The organism is Bradyrhizobium sp. 1200_D9_N1_1, from assembly GCF_052075915.1.
Classification (GTDB): Bacteria; Pseudomonadota; Alphaproteobacteria; order Rhizobiales; family Xanthobacteraceae; genus Bradyrhizobium; species Bradyrhizobium diazoefficiens.
Map to the genome: position 1 here is coordinate 1 of NZ_CP197226.1, position 11,422 is coordinate 11,422.

Genomic DNA, 11,422 nt, shown 5'->3' on the forward strand with positions numbered 1-11,422 from the left:
ATGAACACATCGGAACAGGATCGCTGGTCACGCGTGAAGGGTCGGCTGCGCTCGAGCGTCGGCGAAGACATCTATACGAGCTGGTTTGCGCGCATGGATCTCGAAGACGTGCAGGATGAGAGCGTGCGGCTCTCGGTTCCCACGCGCTTCCTGAAGAGCTGGATCCAGGCCCATTATGCCGAGCGCGTGCTGTCGTGCTGGCAGGCCGAGATGCCGGAAGTGCATCGCATCGATCTCACCGTGCGCTCCGCGGTGCGCCCGGTCGCGCCGCCGAAGGAAGCGCCCGCACCCGTCGAGACACGCCGCGCGCCTGCGCCGGAGCTGCGCTCGACCGCGACCGCGCCGGTCTCGGCCAATCATGACGCGCTCGGCGGCTCGCCGCTCGATCCGCGCCTGACCTTTGCGAGCTTCGTCATCGGCCGCTCCAACACACTGGCCCATGCAGCCGCGCGCCAGGTTGCCGAAGGACGTCGCGGCGATCCCGTCATGTTCAACCCGCTCTACATCCATGCCGGCGTCGGCCTCGGCAAGACGCATCTGCTCCAGGCGGTGACCTGGGCCGGCAATTCCGGCAACGAGCGTAAGGTGCTGTATCTCACGGCCGAGAAGTTCATGTACGGCTTCGTCGCCGCGCTGAAGACGCAGACGGCGCTCGCCTTCAAGGAAGCGCTGCGCGGTATCGACGTGCTGGTGATCGACGATCTCCAGTTCCTGCAGGGCAAGTCCACTCAGGCCGAGTTCTGTCACACGCTGAACGCGCTGATCGACGCCGGCCGCCAGGTCGTGATCGCGGCCGACCGTCCGCCGTCCGATCTCGAAAGCCTGGATGACCGCGTGCGCTCGCGGCTGGCCGGCGGCCTCGTGGTCGAGATGGGCTCGCTCGGCGAGGAGCTGCGCCACGGCATCCTCAAGTCGCGCGTCGCCGCCGCCCGCGCCCATCATGCGACGTTCGACGTGCCGGAGGAGGTGCTGCATTATCTCGCCCGCACCATCACCCATAACGGCCGCGACCTCGAAGGCGCGATCAACCGGCTCTTGGCGCATTCCAAGCTCAACAACCAGCCGGTGACGCTGGAGATGGCCGAGCGCGAGGTGCGCGACCTGGTCCGGCCGCAGGAGCCGAAGCGGATCAAGATCGAGGACATCCAGCGCGTGGTGGCGCGGCAGTATAATGTCAGCCGCTCCGACTTGCTGTCCTCGCGCCGCACCGCCAACGTGGTCCGTCCGCGCCAGGTGGCGATGTACCTCGCCAAGACGCTGACCCTGCGCTCGCTGCCCGAAATCGGCCGCCGCTTCGGCGGACGCGACCACACCACGGTGCTGCACGCCGTGCGCAAGATCGAGGCGCTGGTCTCCAAGGACACCGCGCTGTCGGAGGAAGTCGAGTCGCTGAAGCGCCAGCTTCAGGAATAAACGCCTATTTCTTTCACCTCTCCCCGCTTGCGGGGAGAGGTCGGAATACGCGCGCAGCGCCGATTCCGGGTGAGGGGACTCTCGGCGCGTCCAACTCTCACCTCCCTTGCGGAAACTCCCCCTCACCCCAACCCTCTCCCCGCAAGCGGGGCGAGGGAGCAGACCTATGCCTGAGCGGCGGCGGTGTTTTTGCCTGTAAATCGTGGGGAACTGCCCCCCGATCCCTTGAAACCGGGGGCCATCCGCGCCACCTTGCGCGACCCTGACGGCTTTGGTCATATCGGCTGGAGACCCCGGCCTGTCGGGGTCTTCGGTGCCGCGGCGCGCTTTTCGGCCGCCCGGCTTTTTCACCGCTGTATTTTCTTGGGGATCGGGCGAGTAGTGCAATGAAGGTTACGGTCGAACGCGCGCAACTCCTGAAATCGCTGGGCCATGTCCACCGCGTGGTCGAGCGCCGCAATACGATTCCGATCCTCGGCAACGTGCTGGTCCGGGCCGAGAACGCGAAATTGTCGCTGAAGGCGACCGACCTCGACCTCGAGGTGACGGAAACCCTGCCCGCGGAAACCGCGACTGCCGGCTCCACCACGGTGCCGGCGCACATGTTCTACGACATCGTGCGCAAGCTGCCGGACGGCTCCCAGATCGTGCTCGAGGCCGACGGCGACCGCGCCGTGCTGGCGATCCGCGCCGGCCGCTCGCGCTTCACGCTCCAGACCCTGCCGGAGAATGATTTCCCGGATCTGGCCGCCGGCGACATGTCGCATTCGTTCTCGCTCGCCGCCAAGGACGTCAAGCGGCTGATCGACCGCACCCAGTTCGCGATCTCGACCGAGGAGACGCGCTATTATCTCAACGGCATCTATCTGCACGCCGCCGGCACCGCCAAGGCCGCGACCCTGCGCGGCGTCGCCACCGACGGCCACCGCCTCGCCCAGCTCGACCTGGTCCAGCCCAAGGGCGCCGACGGCATGCCCGGCGTAATCGTGCCGCGCAAGACGGTCGGCGAGGTGCAGCGCCTGATCGAGGACACCGAAGCCGAGATGACGATCGAGCTGTCGCAGGCCAAGATCCGCTTTACGATCGGCAACGTCGTGCTGACCTCGAAGCTGATCGACGGCACCTTCCCCGACTACGGCCGCGTGATCCCGCAGGGCAACGACAAGGAGCTCGTCGTCGACAAGAAGGATTTCGAGAACGCGGTCGACCGCGTCTCCACCATCTCCAGCGAGCGCGGCCGGGCGGTGAAACTGTCGCTGTCGCCGGGCAAGCTGGTGCTGTCGGTGACCAATCCGGATTCCGGCAGCGCGACCGAAGAGCTCGAGGTCGAATACGCCTCCGACGCCCTCGATATCGGCTTCAACTCCCGCTATCTGCTCGACATCGCCGCCCAGATCGAAGGCGAGGTCGCGACCCTCAGGCTCGCCGACCCCGGCTCGCCCACCCTGGTCCAGGACCGCGACGACAAGAGCGCGCTCTACGTGCTGATGCCGATGCGGGTGTGAGGGACGTGCTCCCTCGCCAGCACACACTGCCCTTAGAACCGCGCGCGATGCACGTTACTGCGCCCTCTCCCCCTGTGGGAGAGGGCTGCACCAATGTTTGACGCAAGCTCACTTGGGTGAGGGGTTGGTGCCACGAGACCCGTCCCATCGACCGATCGCCCCGCCTCTCCGCCAATTTGCAAGGAAGATGCGGCACGAGCCGACTGACGCCGAGAGGGCAATGTGGCGCTTGTTGAGGGATCGTCGGCTCTCCACTTTCAAGTTTCGCCGACAGGAGCCGTTCAAGAACTACATTCTCGACTTTGTCTGTTTCGAGAAGAGGCTCGTGATCGAGATTGACGGAAGCCAACATGCGGAATCACAAGGCGACGCAACTCGTGACGCAGCCTTGTCCGCGGCAGGTTTCGCCATAGCGCGTTACTGGAACAACGAGGTGTTGCAACAGCCCGCGGCTGTGCTGGAAGACATTCTTGCAAAGCTCGCCACGCGGTAACATACCCCTCACCCGTCGCCTCACTTCGTGAGGCGCCACCCTCCCCCACAAGGGGGGAGGGAAAGGCACTGCCCGGCAATGACGAGTTAAAATGACCCCCTCCCGCATTCATCGCCTGACGCTGACGCATTTTCGCAATTATCGGGCGGCGGGGCTCGAGACGGCGGCTGACATGGTGGCGCTGGTCGGGCCGAACGGGGCGGGCAAGACCAATTGCATCGAGGCGATCTCGTTCCTGTCGCCGGGGCGCGGCCTGCGCCGTGCGACGCTGGAGGACGTTGCCGACAATCAGGGCGACGGCTCCTGGGCCGTGTCTGCGCAGGTCGAGGGCGCATTGGGCCTCGCCACGCTCGGCACCGGCATCGAGCCGCCGCGCGCCGACGCTGCCGTGAGCCGGCGCTGCCGCATCGACCGCGAGCCGGTGAATTCGGCGGCCGCCTTCGGCGACCACATCCGCATGGTGTGGCTGACGCCGGCGATGGACGGGCTGTTCATGGGCGCGGCCTCCGAGCGACGGCGCTTCTTCGACCGCCTGGTGCTCGCCATCGACAGCGAGCATTCCAGCCGCATCAACGCGCTCGAGCGCTCCCTCCGCTCGCGCAACCGCCTGCTCGAGACACGCAATTACGACGACCATTGGTGTGACGCGATCGAGCGCGAGACCGCCGAGCTTGCGGTCGCGGTCGCAGCAACCCGCGGCCAGACCGCAGCAAGGCTGACCGGCATGCTGAGCGCGCGCGCGCAGGCTTCCGCCTTTCCTTCGGCGCAGATCGCGCTCGACGGCTGGATGGAGAACGCGCTGCTCCGGGAGACCGCGACGTCGGTCGAGGACCGCTACCGCCAGATCCTGCGCGACAACCGCCCGCGCGATGCGATTGCCGGCCGCACCACCGACGGCCCGCATTTGACCGATCTCCAGGTCATCTACGCGCCGAAAGGAATGCCGGCGCGCGATGCCTCGACCGGCGAGCAGAAGGCGCTTCTGATCGGCCTCGTGCTGGCGCACGCGACGCTGGTCGCCGAGATGACCGGCATCGTGCCGCTGCTGCTGCTCGACGAGGTCGTCGCCCATCTCGATCCGAACCGCCGCGCCGCGCTGTTCGAGGAGCTGAAGAAGCTCGGCGCGCAGGTCTGGCTGACCGGCGCGGACCCCGCCGCTTTCGCCGAGATCGGCGCCGGGGGCGAAGTCTTTGACGTCGAGAGCGGACGCGTCTCCGCCCGGCGCTAGAACGCCATTGAACCCGACGATTTCCCGCCGCGACTAGCTGTCGGAGGCCGCGCCGACGACGTCGCAGCCGTGACTGCGCGATGACATGAATCGCAATCTCTTGGAGAGTGAGATGCGGACGGTAAGGCCCGGGGCGCAAGCCCCGGCACGATGGCGAGCGTTTGCGTGCGGCCTCGCCCTGCTCGCAAGCTGCATGCTCGCGGCAACCGCCGGCGCCTTTGTGCCGGATCTGCCGCGGCTGTTTTCGGCAGAGCTCACGCCGGACCCCGAGGCCAAGCTGCCCGCGCCGACCCGTTACAGCTACAGGGGGACCCACACCACCGTGGTGCAGGGCGTTAAAGCGCCGCTTCGCATCAGACTGGAGGCCACCGTACCCGCCGAGCTCGGCAACGTGCTCGCCTTCTACCGCACCGAGCTAAGCAAGCTCGGTTGGCAGGAGCAGCGCGACGGCGCGGTGATCGCCGCCGATCACGTCCAGCTCGCCTTCGCCTCCCCGCTGGGACCAGCGCTGCTGGAGCTCCACCGCAAGGACAGCAGCACCACGGTCAAGCTCGTGCAGAAGAACGCATTGGTCGCGACCGACGCGAACGTCATGCCCGAACCCGGCCAGGCCAAGCTGGTGTTCGCCAATATCAGCAAGACGGACGCCACGCTCACGATCAATGAGCAGACCATCAAGCGCGCCGCCGGCGCCCATGCGGTGTCGCTGGATCTGCAGCCCGGCAAATATTCCTACGAGATGAGCGTGCCGGGCCATCCAGCCACCACGAATGTCCTCGACGTCGCTGTCGGCGATACCTGGGAGCTCACCGTCGGGCCCGACGGTGACGCATGGTCGCCGCTCCTGCTGTATTGAGCCCTTTTGAACCTCACGGGTTCCTGCCGCGACTTCTCATCCGAGGCCGCGCCGACGGTGTCGCAGCCTGCAATTGCGCGAGGGATCAAGACCCGCGCGAAATCCAGGAGTTTTGGCGATGTCGATCATCAAGCGCGGGACGCAGGTCCCGGCACGCTGGCGGCTGCTTGCCTGCGGCCTTCTGCTCATGGCGAGCGCGTCTCTGCCCGCACGCGCCGACGATGGCATTGTCGACGTTCACGCGCTGCCGCAGCTCGAGGGTGCGGTGGAGGATAATTCGCGCCCCGATCCCTACCGCGTCGAATATCGCATGCCGACGCCGGAATCCGTGACGTCGCCGGCGGTGAAGAAGCTCCTCGGCGCCGCCGGCTGGGTGCCCTATGTACGGCCACTGGAGGAGAAGAGCACCACGCTGAATTTCAAGAAGGGACGGCAGGGCCTGTCCGTTCATTTCACGCAGGCCCTCGGCCGGCCCGACCAGTCCGTGGTCTACTATTCGACCGACCGGATCTACGGCAACGTGCCGTTCCCCGACGGCGCGAGCGACATCGTGTTCGATGGCACAAGGCCCTATCTCGGCTGCATCGCGCCCAGCGCGCTCGATACGACATCGGACTTTTACGCCAGCCAGATGGAAGCGATCGGCTGGCGCAAGCTCACGCCGGAAACGGCCGCGCGCTGGACGACCAGCCTGGATGAGACCGTTCCCAACGGCTTACGCGTGTTCTACGAGCATCCCGACAGTGAGGTCACCGGCTTCTACAAGCAGAAGCCCGTCATGCTGACGTTGACGCGCCGGGACGACGGCCGCACCAATGTCGACATCCGCGTCGCGCCCTTCGCGCTTCCCTTCGATCTCAAGGCCGACAGCGACGCCGCCGGGCTGCCGCGGCCAACTTTCACCAAGTCGTCGAGGGGGCTCGGCAGCGCAAGCTCCAACAAGCGCGAGATGTCGGCGGCCGCGATGGCCGAGCTGCCCGCGGTGCTGGCCTTCTATCATCGCGAGCTCGCCGCGCGCGGCTGGCAGGAGGACGGCAGCGCGCCGCTCGCGCCCGGCGACGAGGTGGCGATCAAGATCTCCAACGCCGAGGAAGCCGGCGTGCTGCGGCTTGGCCGCAAATACGATTTCACCATGGTCAGCCTGACCGCGCAGGTGAAGGAATCAGCCCTTGCCGCCCGCGCCAAGGCAAAGAAGGAGGCTGACGACAGATTCTTCAGCGATGCCGCGGCAGCCGCAAAGCAGGTCATCGCCGCCGACGAGGCGCGCCGCAAGGTGCAGGCGGCCGCGCTGTCCGATGCCCCGCTCAACGCGCTCGCCGACAGCAAGACGCCGGTGCCGCTGCCGGAGAACGCCGAGGGCGTGAAGTTCGAAGGCAGCGACGGCAGCCTCGAATTCTCGTCCACATCGAGCGTGAAGGCGCTGACCGCGTTCTACCGGGCCTCGCTGAAGCCATTGGGCTGGAACGAGCGGCCTTCGGTCATCAACCAGCCCAACATGGCGATGCTGGAGTTTGCCAGAAGCGGCAAGTCGATCTCCTTCACCGTGATGCAGATGGGCCCCGAGGTGCGGGTGAGTGCCGAGGGTTCGGGCCTCAGGGTGGCTGCGGCCAAGCCTGCGGATAAGCCTGCAGAGGTGCAGGCCAAGTCATCCGAGCCGCTCAAGCCGGACACCGAGTCCCAGCTGCCCGTGCCGACGCAGCGTTCGTCGACCTCGCTCGCCACCACGAAACTGCCGGGCACGGAGACGCCGTTCCGCCGCGAGCTGGAGGCCAGCATCCCCGCCCCGCTCGGCGACGTGCTGGCGTTCTACCGCACTGAACTTGGAAAGCTCGGCTGGCAGGAGAAGGCCGACGGTGCCGCCGTGTCCGCAGATAGCGCGCAGATCGACTTCACCTCGCCGCAAGGCCCGGCCGTGCTCAAGCTCGGTCGCGCCAAAGGCGAGACCATTGTCAATCTGGCGCAGAAGAATCCGGATGCCGCGACCAAGGCGGACATCATGCCCAAGCCGGGCCAGGCCAGGGTGATGCTCGGCAATATCGGGGCGAAGGAAGCATCGCTCACGATCAACAAGCAGACCATCAAGATCGCGGCCGGCGCCGGCGGCCCGCAGTCGCCGAAAGGTCCGATGCTCGATCTGGCGCCCGGCAAGTATCAGTATGCGCTGCGCGTACCGGGGCGTCCCGCCCGCACCGAGACCCTCACGGTCGCCGCCGGCGATGCCTGGGGCCTGATGGTGGGTCCGACCGGCAAGGTGCTTCCGCTGCAGATGTATTGATCCCGCCGCCTGTACCTGTAACGGCCAGGTTGAACCTGTCCGGTTCCTGGGGCGACTAGTCGTCTGGAAGCGGCGGCGACCGTGTCGCAGCCGCCGCATCGCGCGAAGATCACCACGCGCGACATTCTCGGAGATGGAGCATGACAACGGTCAAGCGCGGGACGAGAGTTCCGGCACGATGGCGGCTGCTGGTGTGCGCCCTCACGCTTCTCGCAGGCTGTTCGAAGGAGCCGCTGACGGCAGATCCCGACGTCGACATGCCGGCACCGAAGCAAAGCAGCTTCAGCCAATTCCGCACCACGCACGCGCATGACGCCAAGGTCCCGCTCCGGCTCGAGATCGAAGCGCGCGTGCCCGCGGAGCTCAGCGAGGTGCTCGCCTTCTACCGCAGAGAGCTCGGACAGCGCGGCTGGCAGGAGAAGCCGGATGACGCAATGATCGCCGCCGATCGCGTGCAACTCGCCTTCGTCTCCCCGAAGGGCCCGGCCGTGCTGAAGCTTGGCCGCGCCAAGGGCGAGACCACGGTCAGCCTAGCGCAACGGAATCCGGAGGCTGCAGCCAAGGCCGATGTCCTGCCGATATCAGGACAAGCGCGGCTGATATTCGGCTATCTAAGGCCGGATGTGGCTTCGCTTGTGATCAACGATCAAACCATCAAGATCGCGGGCGGCGAAAATCATCCACAAGTGCTGGATCTGCCACCCGGCACGTATTCCTACGAGCTACGCGTGTCGGGCCTTCGGGTGCGCACCGATACCGTCACCCTGGCCTCAGGCGAGGCCTGGGGCCTCAGCGACGATAAGAAACCGTCCCAGATATACTGAACCCAGTGGCCTGGTCCGGCGCGCCACGGCGCCCGGAACGCCGTTTCCCACCCCGCAAAATCCACGCCTTCGAGGGGGTGAAAAAGAGGGTCCGAATCGCGCTTTTTGCGGCGCCCAGAATCGGCCTTTGCGAGGCTTGAAAACCGGCCAAAAATCCCTATTTAGTCAAAGGGTTGCCGGAGGATACTTTGCGCTAGGCGCAAGCGGTCTTTCATGGCACAAATAGCCTCACATCAGCGCCTTTTGCGCGGCTGATTCGGGCGACATCTCGAAGGCCTCTTATGACAGAACCTGCTCGGCAGACGCCTGCCGAAAACGAGCCCTCAAATCCGAGCGATTACGGGGCGGAATCGATCCGCGTGCTCAAGGGTCTCGATGCCGTCCGCAAGCGCCCGGGCATGTATATCGGCGACACCGACGACGGCTCGGGCCTGCACCACATGGTGTACGAGGTCGTCGACAACGCGATCGACGAGGCGCTGGCGGGCCACGCCACGCGCGTCGATGTCGTGCTCAATGCCGACAATTCCGTCACCGTGCGCGACGACGGCCGCGGCATTCCCGTCGACATCCACAAGGGTGAAGGCATCTCGGCGGCCGAGGTCATCATGACCCAGCTCCATGCCGGCGGAAAGTTCGACCAGAACTCCTACAAGGTCTCCGGCGGCCTGCACGGCGTCGGCGTCTCCGTCGTGAATGCGCTGTCGAGCAAGCTCGGCTTGCGCATCTGGCGCGACAACAAGGAGCACTACATCGAGTTCGCCCATGGCGATGCCGTCGCACCGCTGGTGGTGGTCGGCGACGCGCCGGGCAAGCGCGGCACCGAGGTGACGTTCCTGGCCTCGCCCGACACCTTCAAGAACATCGAATATGATTTCGCGACGCTCGAGCACCGCCTGCGCGAGCTCGCCTTCCTCAACTCCGGCGTCAACATCGCCCTCTCCGACATGCGCCACGCGGTCGAGAAGCGCGAGGAGATGCACTATTCCGGCGGCGTCGAGGAATTCGTCAAATATCTCGACCGCAACAAGAAGGCGATCGTGCCGGCGCCGATCATGGTGCGCGCGGAAGCCAACGGCATCGGCGTCGAGGCGGCGCTGTGGTGGAACGACAGCTACCACGAGAACGTGCTGTGCTTCACCAACAACATCCCGCAGCGCGACGGCGGCACCCATCTCGCCGGCTTCCGCGGCGCGCTGACGCGCCAGGTCAACGGCTATGCCGAGGCCAATGCGAAGAAGGAAAAGATCGCGCTGACCGGCGACGATTGCCGCGAAGGCCTCACCGCCGTTCTGTCGGTCAAGGTGCCCGATCCGAAGTTTTCGTCGCAGACCAAGGACAAGCTGGTGTCCTCGGAAGTGCGTCCCGTGGTCGAGAACGTGCTCAACGAGGCGCTCCAGGCCTGGTTCGAGGAGCACCCTAGCGAAGCCAAGATGATCGTCGGCAAGGTGATCCAGGCCGCAGCCGCCCGCGAAGCCGCGCGAAAGGCGCGCGAGCTGACGCGCAAGAGCCCGCTCTCGGTCTCCTCGCTGCCCGGCAAGCTCGCCGACTGCCAGGAAAAGGATCCGGCCAAGTCCGAACTCTTCATCGTCGAGGGTGACTCGGCAGGCGGCAGCGCCAAGCAGGGCCGCAACCGCGAATTCCAGGCGGTGCTGCCGCTGCGCGGCAAGATCCTCAACGTGGAACGCGTGCGTCCCGACAAGATGCTGGGAAGCGAGCAGATCGGCACGCTGATCACGGCGCTCGGCACCGGCATCAGCGACGAGTTCTCGATCGAGAAGCTGCGCTATCACAAGATCATCGTGATGACGGACGCCGACGTCGACGGCGCCCACATCCGCACGCTGCTGCTCACCTTCTTCTACCGGCAGATGCGCGACATCATCGACGGCGGCTATCTCTACATCGCCCAGCCGCCGCTCTATAAGGTCTCCAGAGGCAAGTCCGAGCAGTACCTGAAGGACGAGCGGGCGCTGGAGGACTATTTGATCGAGACCGGTCTCGATGATTGCATATTCACGCCCGGCACCGGCGGCGACCGCAGCGGCCGTGACCTGCGCGGACTGATCGACGACGCCCGCGTCGTTCGCAGCATCCTGCGCAATCTGCACACCCGCTACAACCGCAAGGTCGTCGAGCAGGCCGCCATCACTGGCGTGCTGAACAAGGACATCTACGGCGATCCCGACAAGGCCGCCGCGGCCGCCCAATACGTCGCCGGACGGCTGGACAAGCAGGCCGAGGATGTCGAACGCGGATGGGTCGGCCACTACGTGGAAGGCCAGGGCTTCCAGTTCGAGCGCACTGTGCGCGGGGTCAAGGACGTCGCGATCATTGACTCCGCGTTCCTGGGTTCGGCCGAGGCCCGCAAGCTCGACGAATTTACGCCCAAGCTGCAGGATGTTTATGCCCGCCCCGGCAACCTTCGGCGCAAGGACGTCGAGCACACGGTCCACGGTCCGGTCGATCTGTTCGAAGCGGTCACCGACGCCGGCCGCAAGGGCGTCACCCTGCAGCGCTACAAAGGACTGGGTGAGATGAACCCGGAGCAGCTCTGGGAAACAACGCTGGATACCAATGCGCGCTCGCTGCTCCAGGTGAAGGTCAAGGAGGTCGACGAGGCCGACGACATCTTCACCAAGCTGATGGGCGACGTGGTCGAGCCGCGCCGCGACTTCATCCAGGAACATTCGCTGAGCGCGACGATCGATATCTAGCCCCGACCTCGTTGCACCTCTCCCGCTTGCGGGAGAGGTCGACGCGCCCCGGGCGGTGCGAAGCATCGTCCCGCGCGCGGCGGGTGAGGGCTTTCTCCTCGCGGGGATATT

General features: G+C 66.0%; 8 protein-coding genes. All 8 read left to right on the forward strand.

Annotated elements, in window-relative coordinates:
- On the forward strand, nt 1-1,413 hold a 1,413-nt coding region (dnaA, locus tag AB5K84_RS00005), incomplete at its 5' end, for a chromosomal replication initiator protein DnaA (RefSeq protein ID WP_011083652.1).
- 386 nt (nt 1,414-1,799) lie between these two features.
- Nucleotides 1,800-2,918: a DNA polymerase III subunit beta gene (gene dnaN / locus AB5K84_RS00010; protein ID WP_011083651.1), complete on the forward strand. Its 1,119-nt coding sequence runs from the start codon at nt 1,800-1,802 to the stop codon at nt 2,916-2,918.
- Nucleotides 2,919-3,045: 127 nt separating this feature from the next.
- Complete coding sequence (locus tag AB5K84_RS00015; protein ID WP_011083650.1) at nt 3,046-3,411, forward strand: endonuclease domain-containing protein; 366 nt, start codon at nt 3,046-3,048, stop codon at nt 3,409-3,411.
- Nucleotides 3,412-3,502: 91 nt separating this feature from the next.
- Nucleotides 3,503-4,639 (forward strand): DNA replication/repair protein RecF, encoded by a 1,137-nt coding sequence (gene recF, locus AB5K84_RS00020; protein WP_011083649.1) that lies wholly within the window; start codon nt 3,503-3,505, stop codon nt 4,637-4,639.
- A gap of 112 nt (nt 4,640-4,751) precedes the next feature.
- A complete protein-coding gene (locus AB5K84_RS00025; RefSeq protein ID WP_038965171.1) occupies nt 4,752-5,495 on the forward strand; it encodes a hypothetical protein in 744 nt (247 codons plus the stop codon).
- A gap of 118 nt (nt 5,496-5,613) precedes the next feature.
- Nucleotides 5,614-7,770, forward strand: coding sequence for a hypothetical protein (locus AB5K84_RS00030; RefSeq protein ID WP_011083647.1), 2,157 nt, complete (start codon nt 5,614-5,616; stop codon nt 7,768-7,770).
- Nucleotides 7,771-7,910: 140 nt separating this feature from the next.
- Nucleotides 7,911-8,594, forward strand: coding sequence for a hypothetical protein (locus tag AB5K84_RS00035; protein ID WP_011083646.1), 684 nt, complete (start codon nt 7,911-7,913; stop codon nt 8,592-8,594).
- A gap of 281 nt (nt 8,595-8,875) precedes the next feature.
- A complete protein-coding gene (gyrB, locus tag AB5K84_RS00040) occupies nt 8,876-11,311 on the forward strand; it encodes a DNA topoisomerase (ATP-hydrolyzing) subunit B (RefSeq protein WP_011083645.1) in 2,436 nt (811 codons plus the stop codon).
- The last annotated feature ends 111 nt before the right edge of the window (nt 11,312-11,422 follow it).

Coding starts and splice junctions, on each gene's coding strand:
- dnaN (WP_011083651.1), top strand. CDS start 1,800: ATGAAGGTTACGGTCGAACGCGCGCAACTCCTGAAATCGCTGGGCCAT.
- recF (WP_011083649.1), top strand. CDS start 3,503: ATGACCCCCTCCCGCATTCATCGCCTGACGCTGACGCATTTTCGCAAT.
- AB5K84_RS00025 (WP_038965171.1), top strand. CDS start 4,752: ATGCGGACGGTAAGGCCCGGGGCGCAAGCCCCGGCACGATGGCGAGCG.
- AB5K84_RS00030 (WP_011083647.1), top strand. CDS start 5,614: ATGTCGATCATCAAGCGCGGGACGCAGGTCCCGGCACGCTGGCGGCTG.
- AB5K84_RS00035 (WP_011083646.1), top strand. CDS start 7,911: ATGACAACGGTCAAGCGCGGGACGAGAGTTCCGGCACGATGGCGGCTG.
- gyrB (WP_011083645.1), top strand. CDS start 8,876: ATGACAGAACCTGCTCGGCAGACGCCTGCCGAAAACGAGCCCTCAAAT.